This window comes from Thiobacillus sp. (assembly GCA_024235835.1).
Classification (GTDB): Bacteria; Pseudomonadota; Gammaproteobacteria; order Burkholderiales; family Thiobacillaceae; genus PFJX01.
Window position 1 is genome coordinate 1,128,997 of the sequence record JACKLQ010000002.1, and the last position, 17,593, is coordinate 1,146,589.

Genomic DNA, 17,593 nt, shown 5'->3' on the forward strand with positions numbered 1-17,593 from the left:
AACTTGTAGAATGCCTGCCTTTTAGGCAATTCGAATCACAACCTCATCATGGCTCTGATCGTTCAGAAGTACGGTGGCACCTCTGTGGGCTCCATCGACCGCATCCGTAACGTGGCGGAGCGGGTGGCCAAATTCAAGATGCTGGGGCACCAGGTCGTCGTCGTGGTCTCCGCCATGTCCGGCGAGACCAACCGTCTTATCGCCCTGGCCAAGGAAATCAACAAGGAGCCGGACCCCCGGGAGATGGATGTGCTGGTGTCCACCGGCGAGCAGGTCACCATCGCCCTGCTGGCCATGGCCCTCAAGGACCTGGGCCTGAAGGCCCGGAGCTACACCGGCTGGCAAGTGCCCATCCGTACCGACAACGCCTTCACCAAGGCCCGTATCGAGGACATCGACGACAAGGCCATGCGCGCCGACCTGGATTCCGGGCACGTGGTGGTGGTGGCGGGCTTCCAGGGCGTGGACGCCGACAACAACATCACCACCCTGGGACGAGGCGGCTCCGACACCACGGGCGTGGCCCTGGCGGCGGCCCTGAAGGCGGATGAGTGCCAGATCTACACCGACGTGGACGGCGTCTACACCACCGACCCCCGCATCGTGCCCGAGGCCCGCAAGCTGGACACCATCACCTTCGAGGAGATGCTGGAACTGGCCAGCCTGGGCTCCAAGGTGCTGCAGATCCGCTCGGTGGAGTTCGCCGGCAAGTACAAGGTCAAATTGCGCGTGCTGTCCAGCTTCGATGAACTCAACACCAGCGAAGGCGAAGGCACGCTGATTACATTCGAGGACGAATCCATGGAACAACCCATCATCTCCGGCATCGCCTTCAACCGCGACGAAGCCAAGTGCACCATCCTGGGCGTGCCCGACAAGCCCGGCATTGCTGCCAGCATCCTGGGGCCCATCGCCGACGCCAACATCGAGGTGGACATGATCGTGCAGAACGTGGGCGCCAATAACACCACCGACTTCACCTTCACCGTGCATCGCAACGACCTGAAAAAGGCCATGGTCGTCCTGGACATGGTGAAGAGCGCCATCGGCGCCCGGGAAGTCACCGGCGACGACAAGATCGCCAAGGTCTCCATCGTCGGCGTCGGCATGCGCACCCATGCCGGCGTGGCCAGCAAGATGTTCCGCTGCCTGGCTGCCGAGAACATCAATATGCAGATGATCTCCACCTCCGAGATCAAGATCTCCGTCGTGGTGGAAGACAAGTACATGGAGTTGGCGGTACGCGCCCTGCACCAGACCTTCGAACTGGACCAGGCCCCCGCCTCCGCCTGAAGTCGAGGCAAAATTGCTTTTGCCGGGCTGCGCGGGTATTCTTGCGCGGCTTTTCCGGTCTGTCCGGAAACAGGAGACGTGGCCGAGTGGTCGAAGGCACACCCCTGCTAAGGGTGCATCCGGTCAAAAGCTGGATCCAGGGTTCGAATCCCTGCGTCTCCGCCAATTCTTGTTGAGTCTCTTGTTTGATCGATTGAACTCAAGAGCATTGCCAGAAGGCCGGATTGCTATATAATCCGCGCCTCTTTGAGCGCCCGTAGCTCAGTTGGATAGAGTACCTGGCTACGAACCAGGGGGTCGTGGGTTCGAATCCTGCCGGGCGCGCCAATAAATACAATAGGTTACCATTGTGTGGCCTATCCAAAAATCTAGCGGGCTAATGCCGGGCTAATGTCCGGATAGGCTGCTAGATTTTTTTTCGCCTCTATCCTCATGTACCCATACTTCAGCCGCTGATGAAGAGGATGCGTGTGAAACCGTGCAGGGAATAGAACAACAACCCGCACCGTCATCGCGATCCTCACAGATACTTCTTCAGATACGTCCACTGCACCCGCGCCAGCAAGCCCGTGAGCAGCGCCAGGGGCAGCACAATCCACTCCGGCCGGATGCTGACCGGCCACATGAGGTAGACCATCGCCCCCATGGCCAGGCCCGCGAACTGGAAGAACTTGGCCCGGTGGTACATGGAGGAGGATTCCCGCCCCGCGCAGGCGCGCCGGATGTGGCGCTGGGCCAGTCCGTCCACGAGTCCTAATGCCCAGACCAGCAGGAACAGGGGCGCCGCCCCCATCAGGATGGCCAGCCGGACACCGAAGATCTGGGCCCGGACCATGGCCAGGTAGAGCTCGTCCTGCAGGGGATACACGAAGTCCTTCCGGGCGATGATGTCACCACCATAGTAGGTGACGTCGGGCTGGGCCGGCAGCAGGGCCGCGTTGGTCATCCAGCGTTCGATGGGGATCAGTTGGAAGAAGAATCCGTACACTCCCCTGGCACAGGTCCGGGCCAGTCCGGTCAGGGGCGCGTCCGGGCGCAGGTCGTGGGTCAGCGCCAGGTCGAGACTCAGGGTCTGCTGCGCCTGTGCCAATCCCTCAGCCTCGCCCCACACCTGCTTGGCCAGGATAACTTCCATCCCCATAGCCGCCAGGGCCATCAGCGCCAGGGTGAGCCAGGCATAGAAGACCAGCTTCAGCGGCCACAGGAACACGTTGTGGGCCGCCAGACCCTCGCCCCGCCTAGAAGCCACTGCCCTTGCCCTCCACCACCACGGGACGCAACCAGTCCGGACCGTCGAAAGGGGGCGTTTCCCCGGTGATCCAGCCGGCCCCCGACGCAAACTCCCCCGGCGTCACCCGCACATACCGCCCCCGCATGTCCTCCGCCACGGCCTCCAGGTCCTCCGGCATCATGGGGTCGTGCTCAGCATCCGGCAGGGGCAGGCGCAGCTTGTAGAGCCGGCCGCCCTCGATCAGGGCAAAGGCCTGGCCCTTGGGCAGGCGGGTGAGGTCGGCCGGTCCGATCATGGGGGCGACACGGGCGCTCAAGCGGTCCTCGTTTCGGCTGGTGAAGTCAGAGAAATCCAGGGGATCGTTGCTGTCCGAGGCCTGGCTGGCGCTCATGGTGGTCACCAGCTCCACCTCGTCCAGCTGGTCGGTGAGGATCTTGGCCGTGTCCGCGTTCTTCACCCGCAGCATGATCAGGGTGTTCAGGTTGCCGCCGATCTGCTGGGCCTTGGCCCGGGAACCGATGCGCGCCTCCACGTCGGACCAGGTCTGGGTGTAGACCGTCACCTGGTAACCCGCACCGCCGGCCTTGTTGAGCAGTGGGATGAACTCGTCACCGATCAGCTCGTTGAACTCGTCGGCATGGATGGAGATGCGCCGCTTCGGCGCCGACCCTGACTGGCCATAGGTCTCCCCGTGCTTGTAGATGCGCCCGGCTGTGGAGGTGAGATCGGAGAACATGGAGTTGCCCACCGCGCCCGCCACTTCGTAGTCGCTCAGGGCATCCAGGCCCACGTAGACGATGCCGCCCCGGTTGATCACCCCCATCCAGTCGAACAGGGGTCGGGTATCGTCCAGATTGCTCATGTCCGGCGAGACCAGCTCTGCCACCTTGCCGGTGGTGAGCTTCTCCAGGAGCGGGATCAGGGATGCCACCAGTTTGTTGAAGTAGCTCTGCTCGTAGCTGATGATCTTCATCAGGCTCGCCGCCGAGTCGTCGTGGAGATTGTTGGCGCGGATGTATTCCAGCAACTTCACTACGTCCATATTCCGGTTCTTCATGGCCCGGTCCAGACTCTTGGGGTCCACCTCCAGGGCTTCCACCTCATCGCGCCAGCCCGCCGCCCGCGGTTCCCGGTCCAGCCAGAAGCGGCAGTAGTCCAGCACCAGGGGTTCGATGTCGTTGGCGTAGCGGTAGATGTCCTGGTAGGAGGGCGTGCGCCCCAGGGCGGTCATGGCCTTGGACATGGCGTTCACGAAGCCCCAGACGAACTGAGCGAAGTTGGCCCCCTCCCCCTCCTTGGGCAACTGGTTGGTGATGCGGGTGGCCACCTCGGTCACCCGGGAGAAGCTGCCCACCGGGTTGTAGCGGGCCGAGAGCTCCGGGTAGCCCAGGTGGAAGAAGTGGAACTCCCCCGCTCGTCCGGCACGCCGGGCCTCGGCGTACATGCGCTTCAACAGGTCGGCGTCCCCCTTGGGGTCGAACACGATCACCACGTCGCCGCGCCGGATGTCCTGGGTGATGAGGAGCTCGGCCAGCCGGGTCTTGCCCACCCGGGTGGTGCCCAGCACCAGCATGTGGCCCACCCGCTCGCCCAGGTCCATCCAGACCGCGTCCTCGTCCGGTTCCACGCCGTGAATGGCCGGGTCGCCCCCCACGGGCGGCAGGGGGGCGACTGGGTTCCACCAGGCCTCGCTGCGAGTGAGCCGGCCCAGCCAGTCGAACAGCGTACCCTCCACGCCTCGTTCCAGGCGCCGGGTCGCCCGGTACAGCAGCCCGGGTCTCAGTAGCTCCCGGTACGCCGGGTTGCGGGTGTCATGCAGCCGCTGGGAATGGCGTCGATCCCAGGCGAAGCCCATGCCCAGGAACAGCGCCCGCTCCGACCAGGGGATCGCTTCCGCGGCCAGGCGGTAGCGGGGCAGGCGTCGCAGATTGGCCTGGTAGCGCAACAGACTACTACCTTGGACCAGGCGCCAGCCGGCATGGGCGAACAGGCCGGCAGCAATCAGATAGGCCATGATGGGAGGCAGCATAAAGGTCTCCGGGCTGAGGACGATCCCCAGGGCAGCCAGGAAGAACACCCCGACGGGAATGAACTCCACCGGCCGGCGCAGGAGGTTCTCTACGGGATAGGCCATGGATGACTACTGCACCCCCGCCGCCTGCAGATCCTCCAGCAGCATGGCCGCGCTGACCTCGCAGTCATAGGTACCCACGAAGACGGCCTCGGGGCGTTGCAGCCAGCGGGCTTCCAGCTGCCCATCGGCGGGACACGAGACGATCTCGCCGTCGAGCAGGAACACCGCGCGCGGCCGGTCGCCGGCCAGGATACGATCCAGCAGGGATTGGAGTGGGGTGGGAATGGAGGTCATGACAGGGCATCCTGGGCAGGTTCGGGATTCACCTTGATGAGGTGGGGATTGGCCGGAGGAACGGGCTCGACGAAGCGCCGGGGCTCGCGGATGATCATCACGGAGAGCGGGCTCCCGCCCCGGCCGTTGCGGCGTACCACCTGGTAGCGGTGTACGTTGGTCTTGCGTGGGCCGAGCACATGCCAGCCAGCCTTGATCACCTCCCGCTGGATACCGGTGCCGACCTTGTCCTCCGCCAGGGTGGAGGGGCTGCCGTCCCCCTTCTCGCCAAAGCGCTCGGCGAAGTGGCGGAAGATGCGCGGCGAGACCAGCAGCATGCCCTCGGGCACAAAGTGCACCATCGCGCCGGTTTCGTTGTAGGCGATGGCGCCCCCCGCCAGACCCTGCTGCAGCCAGGCCATGAAGCGCAGGGCGGCCTCGGAGGGCGGCTGAGGAACATTCCGCCCCATCTGCTTCTCCCGGGCCTTGGCTGCCGTAATTGGATTATCCGGCTTGTCCGGCAGGCGCATGGGCGCGATGCGGCGAGCCTCCGGTGGCCTGGGCAAGAAGGTGGTGGCGTCATCCTCGTATTCCAGGAATTCCTCCTCCTGCATGGGCACCTGTGCCGTGTCCGGGTCGGGGGTCGACATGGACTGCAGACGGGAAGGCATGACGCTGGCAGGTATTGTGTCGCCCCCTTCCGGCACGGGACCTGCCCGGTCCTTAGGCCCCCCATCGTCGGTGGGGACTATGACGGAGACGTTCCCGGCCCCCTGCTGGAGCGGCTCTCCGGCCGCTTCCGCATCACCGGTCAGAGGAATGACCTGGCCCACGAAGTCTGCCGGGTAATGCTCCGGATCAGGATAGAGCTTCACGATAGGGAAGCACAGCAGGGTCAGCACCTGGTCGAATCCCTCCATGCGCACCCGCATCCGCCAGATCGCCCCGCCGGTCTCCGGGTTGGGGATCAGGGCACCGTATTCCTGCCAGACGTCGAACAACCGATCGTTCTTCTCCGGCCCGGGTATGCCGCTGGCGGACTCATGGGCGGCGAGATAGTCCCGCACCTCGTCCGCCAGACGTTTGGACACGAACCAGACGCATCCATTCGCGACGAACCCCGCTGCGCCCGGCCGGTTCAGGGGCAGGCGCCCTCCCTCGGCCAGCATCCGGCGCAGGGCCTCCATCAGGCGTTCGACAAGAGGCACCGCCCTGGCGTTGGCGAAGCGGGTACGTGGTCCCTCCAGCAGATTGCGGCGCACCGATTCCCGGTCCGCCTCGATCACGATCCGGGCCAGGGCACTGGCCTTGTCCTCGCCCGAGAGAAACGCGGTGAGCTGGGTCAGCAATTCTGCATCCTCCGACAGCCAGGCGAGGGTAGTCTGGGAGACTATCCGCTGCATCAGGAAGATGCTCATGCGCTGATGGGCGGCGTAGTCCCGCACACCCGACAGGCCGGCCGGAGAGGCGCACGAGGCTTCGAACAGCACGCGGTAACGGACCGCCCCGCACTCGGCCATGGCACCGGCCAGGGGCGACCAGGGCCCCTCCCCACGCGGCTTGGCGATGACCACATGCAGATCCGTGAGGGGCTTGCCCACGTCATGGATGAGTGCTGCCAGGAACACCCCGAAGGACCAGCGGTGTTCCCGGCGCTGGATGTCCTCGGGCGCCACGCCGGGGGGCAGGACCCGGGCACGCCGCAGATGCAGGGCGATGTTCGCCGTCTCCAGGGCATGCAGCAGCAGGCCCCCGGGCTGGGCATGGTGGTGGGATTCCGAGGCCGGCAGCAACTGGGCAAAAGTCATGAACCGGCTGATGGTCTGGCCATAGTCCCGCTCGAAGTTGGCCGGTGCAAGACCGGTCTTCACGCGAATGGAGGTGAGGAGGGAACCTGCGTCCAGATGCCGTTTCAAATCCTCTTCGGGCAGGACAGGCATCCAGCCCGGCGGGATTTCTGTCTCCTGCTTCTGCCGGGTTTGCGGGCCTCTCGTGGTGAAGGTCACGGCCACCCCTGCTGCCAGGCTGGCGGCACCGAGCAAGGCGGCGACTGTCTCCATCATTGCCCATTGCGGCCATACAGACCGGGACCTGCGGATTTCGCTGAGAAGACCCTACCCAAACGGTGTTGGGGCACACGGACGGTATTGGCTGTCCGGAATGGGTGTGGCCTCGTCAATACGGATTCCTGAGGCGGCTTCATGCACAAGCTCGCTGCTCGATGGGGTGGGCAGATACCGTAACGATCGCCGCCATCCCATGACAGCGAGAAATCAGAGATTCAGACCGTCGTTTTCCCCAAGACCCTCGGGCATTCGCCGAATAGACTCGAAACCTGGATCCATGACGTGGCCGCCAAGCAGTTCGTGCTTCCGATTTTCATAGTGCACCGTAGGCAGTTGAGGGGGCGCCGCAGGTCCACTTGTTTCCCCTCTTCCGCGAGTCTGCTGCCTCACCCCCCCTTCTTGGCGAACACCTCTGGCCGCACCTTGGATATGCAGGAAAGGGCAGCGCCCGTACGTGGCTTGATTCGCTCCCGTCTAAGCTCGCGGGCTACTTCAGTCGGTCATTCAAACGGCCGGACTACATCTGATACCTGCCAGACACCGTAGGCGTGCTGTTCGGCCAGAACGGACTGTCGCTGGTCGGGCCGTCTGGGGCCGCAGTGCTGCGGTTACCTGCCGCTCAGCCTAGCTCAGGGACGAACGGCAGCTTACCCACCCAACCGGCGAATTCACACTTCCACCTAAACGAAGAAGTTGAAGTCCAGGCCCAATTGCCGCCAGACCTGGGCCCAACTCCAGTCGTAGGAAAAATCACCGAAGGAATGATGGCGCAGGTATAGAGGCAGGAAGCCGGCCAGGTCGCCCCAGCCATCCCGTAAAGCCGGGTGCATGGCCCGCCAGCCCAGGTCCGGGCCGGCGGCGCCGGTCGCCTCGGCGGTGCGAGGAACGCCCGGCTGACGAAGGGGGCGCCCCCTGTGTCTAGCCCCTGCCAGTCGGCGTCAGCAAAGGCCTCGGCCCCGGAACGGATCTCCAACCCAAGGCCATTGGGCATGGCAGTTACTGACCAGGCGGGCGCAATAGCGAGGGCAGCGTCCCCTTGAAGCTGTCGTGCTTCCAGTTCAGGTTGCAGTCCCATTCCGTCGCTGGTGCCGAAGCGTCCTGTGCCCCTACCTGCGGGCGCACCACGCAATCCAGGATGATGGGCAGGGGCCCGGGGCAGTCGCAGTAGTACTTGTCCACCGGCGACTGCTCCTTCACCGCGATGCCCCGCTCCCGCTCCAGCCCCATCAGGCGCTGTACCAGGCTGTCTTTCCTGGCCTCCAGGGGACCCTGGTTCAGTCGCTCGAAATAGACCGCCCGGGGCTCGTAACCATTGCGCACCCGCACCGGGTTTTCGTAGCGCTCCACCGTGCGCGCCTCGCCCAGCAGGGTGCCGGCGCTGGCCGGGTCGCCGTAGCGGGTATGACCGAATTCGTGGGAAATGATGGCGTAGGGGTCCACCAGTTCGTCGCTGGTGGGAAAGCGGCAGCGCATGCCCTGGTCGCCCAGGCCGATGGCTCCGGGATGGGCCATGGCGCCGGGTCCGGCATAGCCGGAGAACTTGAACGGCTGCACGTCACCGGCGAACTTGGCCGCCTCGGTCAGCCGGCCGGTGAGCAATACTGACAGACGTGGCAGCGCACCCCGGGCCACCGCCCGGGACCACGCGGCCTTGTCATATTCCAGATAGCCCTGATTGAACAGGCGCAGGGTGTCGTCGGCCACGGCCCGCAGCCAGACCGCCCCGGCGTCACTCAGGGCAAAACGCTCCAGCAGGGCCATGGGCTCGGCGGCTAGGGGCAGCCCCAGGGGGTGGGCCTCGCCCTTGCCGGCCATGTTGACCTTGCGCGCCAGGGCAAAGTGCTCGGCCCGGCGCGCCTGTTCCTCGGCCGCGTCCCGGGGCGGCCGGGTTAGGCGCCCCGCCCGGGGCGTGCCGTTCGGGGCGCAGGTCAGGACGATCTCGCCCCCGGCCTGCCAAGATGCATCCAAGGCCTGCTCCAAATCCACCGGCTGGCGCTCAGCCGAGGGCGGCGCGAAATCCGTCGGCGTGGGCGGGCAGTCGGCCGATACGTCGCCAGCAGCCAAACCGAACAGCAGCGTGAGCGTGATGTGTGCGGCCGACATGCTCAGACCGCCCCCTGGCTGGACGTTGAACCGCGTTGCCATACCAGGCAACGGTTGTTGGCCGGCATGGCCCGGTCTTCCACCAAGCGCAGGCCGGCTCGCCGGGCCAGGTCATCCACAGCCTCGAAATCCCGGATGCCTTGGTGGGCACCCCGCTCCGTCAGCCAGACGTCGAAGGCGGCGTTGCTGTCGCTGGTGTATTGGCCGCCGCAGTTGAATGGTCCATAGACCACCAGCCTGGCATCGGCCGCCAGGAGGTCGGGCAGGTGGGCGAACAGCCGCACCACTTCCGGCCAAGTCATGATGTGCAGGGTGTTGGCGCTGATTACCGCATCGAACGGGCCCGCCGACCAGGGGTCGTTGACGTCCAGTTCCAGGGGCGGCGGGGCGTTGGCTAGAGGTGCCTCGTCCAGCCAGGCGCGGATGCCCGGCTGGTTGGCCGCCTGGTCCGAGGCCTGCCAGTTCAACCCGGGCAGGGCGGCGGCGAAATAGACGGCATGCTGACCGGTGCCACTGCCGATCTCCAGCACCCGCCGGCGGTCGGTGAAGTGCTCGGCCAGCACCGCCAGGATGGGTTCCCGGTTTCGCTCGCAGGCGGGGGCGTTGGGTTTGTCCATGCTTCCGATCCCTGATTGTCCATACAAGGCGCTACCCCCAGTTTAGTGAGTATTGACCTGCGGGCAGGTTCCATTTGCCCCCGCCACCAACCCGTTCGGAACTGTCAATAATGGGCACCTCGAATAACTCGACACTTTCGGTGAATCCGGCGACGAAACGATGAGCGCAATCGAATCCGCCTCAGTTTCTTCGGCCAGTGCCGGTGTTGCCGAGCGACATCGCCCCATTTCCTCTCTGGATTACCTATCTCTTGGGCAATCCGGCCCATTTTGGGCGTCAGAGGCTTCAATTCCCGCTCTCTTGAGATAGGTCAGCCGCTTTAGGTTGTAGCAGACCGCCATCATCGTCATGGCAAAGGTCGCCCGGGTCTGGCCGATGATGCGGAGCAACTTGCCGCCCATCTGCGCGATGGCACCGAACACATGCTCCATACGCGCCCGCATCTTGGCAATGCGCCGGTTGCGCCGCTCCTGGCATGCCGACAGCGGTTGGTTCCGGTGCCCCTTGCGCTGAATGTGGTTGCGGTGCCCCGCGGCTTTCAGCTTCGCCTCCCGATCCACACTGGGATAGCCCTTGAGTGCCCACCGCCTTACTCGGCAGGGTGACCACTTCGGCGTCCTGGAGCGAAAAAGACGCCGTTCAAGGCCGAGACCACCTTTGCGGAATGTCATGACATGTCATGACCGACGCCCTATCCGCAGGCCTGTTTGTTTGCAACTGCGCCGTATGCGACACCACAATACATGAATAGAAACAGCACGTTAAAGTAATTGTGCGTATTGGCGCGAATGTTGCTGCACGTTGGCGCCGTGTCGTTGACAGAAGACATGACGCGAAGGTGTGGCAAGAGACGCCTCCATTTCAACACAAGTAACTGGAGATTGTATGAACTCAATGCGTAGGAACCTACTGAAAGGCGCCGGCGGGGCTGGCATCGTGAGCATCGCGATAGCGGCTGGCATTCTGAAACCCTCTGCCGCCCATGCGGCCACCTGGAACAAGGCCGGTTTTGAATCAAAGGATTTGGCAGGTGCCATGAATGCCATTGGCGCCGGTGCTGCCTCGCCATCCAGTGACATCAGCGTCAAGGCGCCGGACATCGCCGAAAATGGCGCCGTGGTGCCAGTGGAAATCGTCTCCAGCATCGCGGGCACCGAGTCCATTGCCATCATCGGCGAAAAGAACGCGCTGCCACTGATCGCGGTATTCAACATGATGAACGGGGCGGAGGGGTATGTCTCCACGCGTATCAAGATGGGCGCCACGTCCAACGTGGTGGCGGTGGTCAAAGCCGGAGGCAAGACCTTCAAGGCGCACAAGGAGGTCAAGGTGACCATCGGCGGCTGCGGCGGTTAATCACCCACCCCGACCCTATCCTGGATATCGAACCGACTACTGGAGAAACGACATGGCTGAACCGATGAAGATCCGCGCCACCCTGAAGGGGGATGTGGCGGAAGTGAAGTGTCTGATGAACCACGTCATGGAGACCGGCCTTCGCAAGGACGCAAAGTCTGGACAAGTGGTGCCGGCTCATCACATCACCAACGTCACCTGCGAAGTGGGTGGCAAGCAGGTGATGGATGCCCAATGGGGCGGCGGCATCTCCAAGAACCCCTACTTGGCCATCCGCGTCAAGGGTGCCAAAGTGGGCGACAAGGTGGTGGTAAGCTGGGTGGACAATACAGGCGACAAGACCTCCACCGAGGCCAGCGTCGGTTGATTCCGCCGCCGGGGATCGGCAACATTCGTGCCGGTCCCCGCAGCCCCATGACATGACGAAAGACAGCGAACTTCCCGAACAAGCCTTCCTGCAAAGCCTGGTGGACGCCCATCAGGAGCCATACTGCCTGGTCGACGAACAATACCGAATCGTGGCCGCCAATCAGCGCTACGCCGAGATGTATGCCGGCCTGGACAAGCAAACCGTGGTGGGGCGCAAGTGTCACGAGATTTCCCACGACTCGGACCTGCCCTGCGACGTGCATGAAGAGTGCCCGTTGCGTCAGGCCTTTGACCAGGGCCATCCCTTTCAGGTGGTGCACCGCCATTTCGACCAATACCACGAACCCGACTATGTGACCGTGCATGCCACGCCGATTTTTAACGCGGCAGGTAAGGTGGTTTTGATGGGGGAGGGCATGACCTCCATCAGCCACGGTCGCGATCTCTGCTTCGACGCGGAGCGGATGGTGAGCGGTTGTTGTCCTTCGTTCATGCGCGTACTGGAAAATCTGACCTCCGTGGCCGAGACCGACTTCCCCGTGCTGATTCTGGGTGAGACTGGCAGTGGCAAGGAGATGGCTGCTCAACTCATCCACCGCAAGTCCCGCCGCGCCGAGCGGGAATTCGTCACCATAGACTGCACCCAATTCACCGAGGAACGGTTCGTCAGCGAGCTGTTCGGCCACATCCGCGGCGCTTTCACCGGCGCGGTGGAAAACAAGATGGGCCTGTTCGAACTCGCCGACCGGGGCACCCTGTTCCTGGACGAGATCGGCGAGTTGCCCCTGGTCAGCCAGGCTAAGCTGCTGCGCGCCCTGGAGACCGGCAAGTTCCGCAGAATGGGCGAAACCCGCGAACGGCGGGCGGACGTGCGGCTGGTCTGCGCCACCAATCGCGATATTCAGGCCATGGTCAAGCTCGGCGAATTCCGTGCCGACCTGTATTACCGCATCAACTGCATGCAGGTCGAACTGCCGCCGCTGCGGCACCGCAAGGGCGACCTGCCCGAGCTGGTCAATTACTTCCTCGATCGCGCCGGGCACCGCCACGGCATCAGCGATGCGGCCTACGAGGCACTGCTGGCTTACCCATTCCCGGGCAATATGCGCGAGCTGCGCAACGTCCTGGACCGGGCCATGGCCCTGGCCAGGGGCGAGCGGCTGGACATCGAACACCTGCCGGCCGAGGTCACGCGCCCGGAACGCGCACTGGCGGTCCATCCAGTGCACGCGGAAACCGATTTCGTCGAATGCACGGAGCATGAGCTATCCGAGGGCGAACATCTGCGCGAAGTGCTGCACAAACACCGAGGCAACCGGCGCCTGGCCGCCCAGGAACTCGGCATCACCGAGCGCACCCTGTATCGCCGTCTCAAGGCACGGGGGCTCATCTAACAACGGGATATGCATACGCGAGGGAACCATGACCAAGATTGAAGCCTTGAGCCAATTGCGCCATGCCAAGTCCGCGCATATCCGCTGGCGCGCCTATGTCCAGGCCATGGTGGCCGGTCTGGAAATCGAGGAGAAACGCGCGCCCGTGCACCACAAGGATTGCGACTTCGGCCAGTGGTTTTACGGTGAGGGGTTCAAGACCTTTGGTCACTGGCAAATATATCAGGACGTGGAATACAGCCATGAGCTACTGCATGAGGTCTACCAGATGTTGCACCATGCGCAGGCAGAGGGCGACCATGCCCGTGCCGCACGGATCATGGAGCAACTGGTAGGCATTTCTCACTCCTTGCTGGCGGCTTTGGATTTGTTCGAAGAAGAAATCCGCCTGACGGCAACGGACCATTTCTGACGCATTCCCGGTCGTGCAAGGCCTTTGTGGGCCATGCGTCACTGGTATTACCGGCGGGCCACTGAACCTCTCCCCGTCATGACGTCACGTCATGACAACGACCAGACCAGCTCTGCTCTGAAGCCAATAAGCGCATAGTAATCTTCAATAAAACAGCAGGTTATGGCCTCTCCGTCTCTGGCATGACTATTGCTTTATGTGTGGCTCGATCTATATCGAGGTGTAGAGACGATGCCTGCAATTGCGCCCGCTTCAAGATTCCTGGCTCTGCTTTGCGTGCCAGCCGTTCTGGCGTGCGGGGCGGTCCGCGCCGGCGAGGTTCGCATCACCCATGATCTGCCCCACGTGGAGGTATTGCACGAGGGCAAGGCCGCGCGCATCGAGCGCAACCCGGATACGGAAAACCTACTGGATCCGGATTTCTCCCTGACCTCCCGCCCCTGCCCGCCGTACTGCATCCAGCCCATGCGGCTGGCCTCGGGCGTGGAGACCCTTGGCGAGTTGGAACTGATCGATTATCTGCGCCGCGTGGGCCGGGATGATGCCGTGCTGGTCATCGACTCGCGCGACAGCGACTGGCCGTTGCGCTCCGGGGTGATTCCCGGTGCCGTGCTCATCCCCTGGCAGCGCCTGCACCCGGCCCACGCCAGCGCGGCCGAGATCGCCGACCTGCTCCTGTTGCGCTTCGGCGCGGCGCGCCAGGACGGCCTGTGGAACTTCGAGAGCGCCAGGACCCTGGTGTTCTACTGCAACGGCCCCTGGTGCGGCCAGTCGCCCACCAACATCAAGCAACTGCTGGCCCTGGGCTACCCGGCCCACAAGCTCAAGTGGTACCGGGGCGGCATGCAGGACTGGAAGATGCTTGGGCTGACCACTGTCGCGCCCGCGACCGCGCCCGACACCACCACGACCCACGCCCATCCGGCTCACTGAGGAGATCAACCCTTGAACAAGAACGCCCTCGCGCTCGCCCTGTTGCTGTCCGCTTCCGTGGCGCACGCGCAAACGCCTCCCGCCAATCCCTACCTGGTGAATGTCCCAGGCATTTCCCTACCGAACGTCCCGGCCTACCTGGGCCTGATCGGCTCCATGGCCACCTTCAAACCCTCCCTGGCCGCCAAGCCCTACAGCATGGCCGCCAGCCTGCCGCGCGACCAGAAGCTGGCACTGATGCAGGCCATGATGGGCCTCATGCCCAGCATGGGCATCCGCGACGCCATGAGTTTCATGTCCACCAAGTACAAGGCCAAGGACGGGCTCACCTTCGACGACGTCAAGCAGTCCATGGAACTGCGCGCCAACCAGCTGAACTTCAAGAAGGTCGGCGAGAGCCCGATGTGGAAGGACTTCCAGGCCGTGCTCGGCGACATGGACGCGCCGCGCATGGAGGTCTACCACTACTGCGACATTGCCGCCGGCCGCGCCGTGCTCAAGGCCTCGCCCGAGGCCATCGCCTACCTGCCTTGCCGCATCGCCATCATGGAAGACGCCAACAAGCAGCTCTGGGTCATCACCCTGGACTGGGACCTGGCCTGGCTGGACACCGTGAACGGCAAGATGGGCATCGATGCCGAGTTGTCGAAGTTCGCGAAAGACATCCGCGACAAGATGGACAACATCATGCAGGCCGCCGCCAACGGCGATCTGTAATCCGCTGTACCTCTGATACCACGAAGGAGTCTCCCATGAAGCGAACCCTCATCCTGCTGGCCACGCTCGGCCTGACCCAGGCCTGCCTTGCGGCGGACACCCCCCAGGCCGTGGCCGAGCGCATGCTCGATCCCACCCGCAACGCCGCCGCCTTCAAGGACCCCGCCGCGTTCGCACAGTGGACGGCGGACATGATGAACCCCGCCACCAGCCTGGCTCTGGCGCAAAAGGGCATGGATCCCAATACCCTGACCCAGATGGCCACCGGCATGATGAACCCGGCCGCCCTGCAGAACTACATGCAGTTCACCGACCCGGCCGTGGCCATGAAGTGGATGGCCGCGGGCATGAATCCCAACTTCTACACCGCCCTCATGGCCCAGGGCCTGAACCCCGCCAATTACCTGAACTGGATGACTCTGCCAATCAACCCTCAGGCGCTGGGAATGGGCATGCAGGCGCTCAACCCCGCCATGTATGCCAACTGGATGGCCGCGCCTCTGAGCCCCCAGGCGGTCAACACCATGATGGCCCCCATGAACCCCAACCTGTACATGAACTGGATGGGCGCCGGCATGAATCCCGCCACCTATGGCTCATGGGGCCAGATGATGGCGGCACCGGCCCAGGCGGTCGGCGCCACCGTTCCCACCCCTGCTCCGGGCGCGGCGGCCAACCCGCTGGATCCCGCCGCGCTCATGAAAATGCTGCCCATCCCGGGCGCCCAGGCGCCCGCCAAGTAATCCCATCTGGAGGAATCACACATGAAGCAACGCACCCTTAGGTTGGCCATCCTCAGCCTGACCCTGACCGGCGCCGCCCACGCCGACCCCAAAATTGAAACGATCGTCTTCAACTGCAACAACTGCCACGGTACCGGCGGAGTGAGCGTGGGCCATTCCATGCCCAGCATTGCGGGCCTGTCCGAGAGCTACCTCAAGAACATCATGATGGAGTGGAAGAGCGGCGCGCGCGCCTCCGCCAACATGACTCGCCTGATCAAAGGCTACACGGACGACGAGATCGCCGGCATCGCCGCCTACTACGGCAAGCTGCCCTGGAAGCCCGCGCCTCAAAGCGTGGGCGCCGACGTGCTGGCCAAGGGCAAGGAGGCCACCGAGCGTTGCGAGACCTGCCACGGCGCCAGCGGCGGCCAGCCCGACGACAAGGACACCCCCATGCTTGCCGGCCAGTGGGCCAAATACATGGAGTTGGAACTCATGAAGTACCGCGATGAGAGCTTCCAGATGACCCACAAGAAGATGACCAAAAACGCCCGCAAGATGGAAGAGGACGGCGTCGCCACCGCTGCACAGTTCTATGGCGCCCAGAGCAAGTGACCAGAGGAATCAACATGAACCAGATCAATCGCCGTCAATTCATCCAATTCACCGCAGCGGCCTCTTCCGCCGCAGCCCTGAGTTTTCCCTCCATCGCCCGCGCCGGCGCCAAGGCCAAGGTGGTAGTCATCGGCGGCGGCTATGCCGGCGCCACCGCGGCCAAGTACGTCAGGCTGATGGACGCCAACATCGAGGTCACCCTCATCGAACCCAACTCCATCTATGTGTCCTGCCCGCTGTCCAATGAGGTGATCGTCGGCCACCGGGACATCGGCACGCTCTCCGTCGGTTACGACGGGCTGAAGAAGCGCGGTGTGAACGTGCTGCACGACTACGTCACCGCGGTGGACCGGGCCCGCAAGGTGGTCACCACCCAGGGAGGCAAGAACCTGCCCTACGACGCCCTGGTCATGTCGCCCGGCATCGAGTTCCACTACACCGGCATCGAGGGCTACAACGAGTCGATGATCAACGACATCCCCCATGCCTGGAAGGCCGGCCCCCAGACCCTGCTCCTGAAGAAGCAGCTGGAAGTCATGCCTGATGGCGGCAAGTTCGTCATCGTCGTGCCCAAAGGCCCCTTCCGCTGCCCCCCCGGCCCCTACGAGCGGGCCTCCCTGGTGGCCAACTACTTCCAGCACCACGGCAAGAAGAAATCCAAGGTCATCATCCTGGATGCCAACGACTCCCACTCCAAGAAGGGTCTGTTCAACCAGGCCTGGGCCAAGATGTATGGCTGGGAGAAGGAAGGCCTGGGCGCCAACCCCAACGGCATGATCGAATGGGTCAAAGGCGCGGAAGGCGGCAACGTCACCAAGCTGGACGCCAAGACCAAGACCGTGTCTTCGGACTTCGTCGATGTGAAGGCGGACGTGCTCAACATCATCCCCCCGCACAAGGCGGGCAAGATCGCCGTTGTTGCCGGGTTGACCGGTGCCACGGGCAACAACTTCGAGCAGGGCTGGTGCAAGGTGGAGCCCATGACCATGGCCAGCGCCGTGGACCCCAGCATCTATACCATTGGCGATGCCTGCGTGGCGGGGGAGATGTCCACCTATGGCAACCCCAACGCTGCCTTCGACATGCCCAAGTCGGCCCACATCGCCATGACCCAGGCCAAGGTGGCGGCGGCGGCGATCGTGGCCAAGGTCAACGGCCTGGCGCCGGTCGACCCGATCTACGCAAACACCTGTTACAGCGTGGTGGGCGATGACTACGGCATCTCGGTGGCGCACCTGTACCGGGTGGAAGGCGGCACCTTCAAGTACATCAAGGAAGGCAGTGGCGTGTCCCCCATGGCCATGCCGGACAAGTCCCCCGTGCCCGCCATCTACCGCAAGCTGGAGGCGGAATACGCCGACGGCTGGCTGCGCAACGTCATGGCCGATGCGTTCATTTGAGGAGGCTGTCATCC

Annotated in this window: 17 protein-coding genes, 2 tRNA genes and 1 pseudogene; 12 read left to right on the plus strand and 8 right to left on the minus strand. The window is 63.9% G+C overall.

From position 1 onward, the window contains the following. The first annotated feature begins 48 nt into the window (after window positions 1-48). The 3 genes from H6935_13630 (at window position 49) to H6935_13640 (ending at window position 1,620) form a co-directional block, all read left to right on the plus strand. Complete coding sequence (locus H6935_13630; GenBank protein ID MCP5279381.1) at window positions 49-1,293, plus strand: aspartate kinase; 1,245 nt, start codon at window positions 49-51, stop codon at window positions 1,291-1,293. Between the two features lie 72 nt (window positions 1,294-1,365). After that, window positions 1,366-1,458 (plus strand) — tRNA-Ser (locus H6935_13635). An 85-nt stretch (window positions 1,459-1,543) separates the two neighbouring features. Next, window positions 1,544-1,620, plus strand: a tRNA-Arg gene (locus tag H6935_13640). 193 nt (window positions 1,621-1,813) lie between these two features. Here the strand turns inward: H6935_13640 and H6935_13645 are convergent. The 8 genes and pseudogenes from H6935_13645 to H6935_13680 all read right to left on the minus strand — a co-directional run bounded on the left by H6935_13645 (window position 1,814) and on the right by H6935_13680 (window position 10,242). Further along, complete coding sequence (locus tag H6935_13645; protein ID MCP5279382.1) at window positions 1,814-2,542, minus strand: DUF4400 domain-containing protein; 729 nt, start codon at window positions 2,540-2,542, stop codon at window positions 1,814-1,816. After that, entirely contained in the window at window positions 2,532-4,658 is a 2,127-nt protein-coding gene (gene traD, locus H6935_13650) for a type IV conjugative transfer system coupling protein TraD (GenBank protein ID MCP5279383.1), read from the minus strand. The genes H6935_13645 and traD overlap by 11 nt, the downstream gene beginning before the upstream one ends. A 6-nt stretch (window positions 4,659-4,664) precedes the next feature. Continuing rightward, window positions 4,665-4,892 (minus strand): hypothetical protein, encoded by a 228-nt coding sequence (locus tag H6935_13655; GenBank protein ID MCP5279384.1) that lies wholly within the window; start codon window positions 4,890-4,892, stop codon window positions 4,665-4,667. Continuing rightward, window positions 4,889-6,934, minus strand: coding sequence for a TraI domain-containing protein (locus H6935_13660; GenBank protein MCP5279385.1), 2,046 nt, complete (start codon window positions 6,932-6,934; stop codon window positions 4,889-4,891). The genes H6935_13655 and H6935_13660 overlap by 4 nt, the downstream gene beginning before the upstream one ends. Before the next feature lie 683 nt (window positions 6,935-7,617). Continuing rightward, complete coding sequence (locus tag H6935_13665) at window positions 7,618-7,767, minus strand: N-acetyltransferase (GenBank protein ID MCP5279386.1); 150 nt, start codon at window positions 7,765-7,767, stop codon at window positions 7,618-7,620. Between the two features lie 166 nt (window positions 7,768-7,933). Continuing rightward, window positions 7,934-9,040, minus strand: a complete 1,107-nt coding sequence (locus H6935_13670) for a hypothetical protein (protein ID MCP5279387.1) — start codon at window positions 9,038-9,040, stop codon at window positions 7,934-7,936. A 2-nt stretch (window positions 9,041-9,042) separates the two neighbouring features. Beyond that, window positions 9,043-9,657 carry a DUF938 domain-containing protein gene (locus H6935_13675; GenBank protein ID MCP5279388.1) on the minus strand — a complete coding sequence of 205 codons (615 nt, stop codon included), beginning with the start codon at window positions 9,655-9,657 and terminating at the stop codon, window positions 9,043-9,045. Window positions 9,658-9,897: 240 nt separating this feature from the next. Beyond that, window positions 9,898-10,242, minus strand: a pseudogene (locus tag H6935_13680) (transposase). Window positions 10,243-10,543: 301 nt separating this feature from the next. Here H6935_13680 and soxY point away from each other — a divergent pair. The 9 genes from soxY (at window position 10,544) to H6935_13725 (ending at window position 17,579) form a co-directional block, all read left to right on the plus strand. Then, the gene (gene soxY, locus H6935_13685; GenBank protein ID MCP5279389.1) at window positions 10,544-11,014 is read left to right on the plus strand and encodes a thiosulfate oxidation carrier protein SoxY; all 471 of its coding nucleotides are present in this window, start codon (window positions 10,544-10,546) and stop codon (window positions 11,012-11,014) included. 52 nt (window positions 11,015-11,066) lie between these two features. Further along, window positions 11,067-11,381: a thiosulfate oxidation carrier complex protein SoxZ gene (gene soxZ, locus H6935_13690; protein MCP5279390.1), complete on the plus strand. Its 315-nt coding sequence runs from the start codon at window positions 11,067-11,069 to the stop codon at window positions 11,379-11,381. 52 nt (window positions 11,382-11,433) lie between these two features. After that, the gene (locus H6935_13695) at window positions 11,434-12,777 is read left to right on the plus strand and encodes a sigma 54-interacting transcriptional regulator (protein ID MCP5279391.1); all 1,344 of its coding nucleotides are present in this window, start codon (window positions 11,434-11,436) and stop codon (window positions 12,775-12,777) included. A 28-nt stretch (window positions 12,778-12,805) separates the two neighbouring features. Continuing rightward, a complete protein-coding gene (locus H6935_13700; protein ID MCP5279392.1) occupies window positions 12,806-13,189 on the plus strand; it encodes a CZB domain-containing protein in 384 nt (127 codons plus the stop codon). A 231-nt stretch (window positions 13,190-13,420) separates the two neighbouring features. Continuing rightward, a complete protein-coding gene (locus H6935_13705) occupies window positions 13,421-14,122 on the plus strand; it encodes a rhodanese-like domain-containing protein (GenBank protein ID MCP5279393.1) in 702 nt (233 codons plus the stop codon). A 12-nt stretch (window positions 14,123-14,134) separates the two neighbouring features. Beyond that, complete coding sequence (locus tag H6935_13710) at window positions 14,135-14,839, plus strand: DUF302 domain-containing protein (GenBank protein ID MCP5279394.1); 705 nt, start codon at window positions 14,135-14,137, stop codon at window positions 14,837-14,839. Between the two features lie 35 nt (window positions 14,840-14,874). Further along, window positions 14,875-15,582 carry a hypothetical protein gene (locus tag H6935_13715; protein MCP5279395.1) on the plus strand — a complete coding sequence of 236 codons (708 nt, stop codon included), beginning with the start codon at window positions 14,875-14,877 and terminating at the stop codon, window positions 15,580-15,582. A 21-nt stretch (window positions 15,583-15,603) separates the two neighbouring features. After that, entirely contained in the window at window positions 15,604-16,179 is a 576-nt protein-coding gene (locus H6935_13720; GenBank protein MCP5279396.1) for a hypothetical protein, read from the plus strand. A gap of 14 nt (window positions 16,180-16,193) precedes the next feature. After that, window positions 16,194-17,579 carry an FAD-dependent oxidoreductase gene (locus tag H6935_13725; protein ID MCP5279397.1) on the plus strand — a complete coding sequence of 462 codons (1,386 nt, stop codon included), beginning with the start codon at window positions 16,194-16,196 and terminating at the stop codon, window positions 17,577-17,579. Window positions 17,580-17,593 lie beyond the last annotated feature (14 nt).

Bases quoted from the DNA above. Each gene is read 5' to 3' on its own strand.
- H6935_13630 (MCP5279381.1), top strand. From the start codon at position 49: ATGGCTCTGATCGTTCAGAAGTACGGTGGCACCTCTGTGGGCTCCATC.
- traD (MCP5279383.1), bottom strand. From the start codon at position 4,658: ATGGCCTATCCCGTAGAGAACCTCCTGCGCCGGCCGGTGGAGTTCATT.
- H6935_13655 (MCP5279384.1), bottom strand. From the start codon at position 4,892: ATGACCTCCATTCCCACCCCACTCCAATCCCTGCTGGATCGTATCCTG.
- H6935_13660 (MCP5279385.1), bottom strand. From the start codon at position 6,934: ATGATGGAGACAGTCGCCGCCTTGCTCGGTGCCGCCAGCCTGGCAGCA.
- H6935_13665 (MCP5279386.1), bottom strand. From the start codon at position 7,767: ATGCACCCGGCTTTACGGGATGGCTGGGGCGACCTGGCCGGCTTCCTG.
- H6935_13670 (MCP5279387.1), bottom strand. From the start codon at position 9,040: ATGTCGGCCGCACACATCACGCTCACGCTGCTGTTCGGTTTGGCTGCT.
- H6935_13675 (MCP5279388.1), bottom strand. From the start codon at position 9,657: ATGGACAAACCCAACGCCCCCGCCTGCGAGCGAAACCGGGAACCCATC.
- soxY (MCP5279389.1), top strand. From the start codon at position 10,544: ATGAACTCAATGCGTAGGAACCTACTGAAAGGCGCCGGCGGGGCTGGC.
- soxZ (MCP5279390.1), top strand. From the start codon at position 11,067: ATGGCTGAACCGATGAAGATCCGCGCCACCCTGAAGGGGGATGTGGCG.
- H6935_13695 (MCP5279391.1), top strand. From the start codon at position 11,434: ATGACGAAAGACAGCGAACTTCCCGAACAAGCCTTCCTGCAAAGCCTG.
- H6935_13700 (MCP5279392.1), top strand. From the start codon at position 12,806: ATGACCAAGATTGAAGCCTTGAGCCAATTGCGCCATGCCAAGTCCGCG.
- H6935_13705 (MCP5279393.1), top strand. From the start codon at position 13,421: ATGCCTGCAATTGCGCCCGCTTCAAGATTCCTGGCTCTGCTTTGCGTG.
- H6935_13715 (MCP5279395.1), top strand. From the start codon at position 14,875: ATGAAGCGAACCCTCATCCTGCTGGCCACGCTCGGCCTGACCCAGGCC.
- H6935_13720 (MCP5279396.1), top strand. From the start codon at position 15,604: ATGAAGCAACGCACCCTTAGGTTGGCCATCCTCAGCCTGACCCTGACC.
- H6935_13725 (MCP5279397.1), top strand. From the start codon at position 16,194: ATGAACCAGATCAATCGCCGTCAATTCATCCAATTCACCGCAGCGGCC.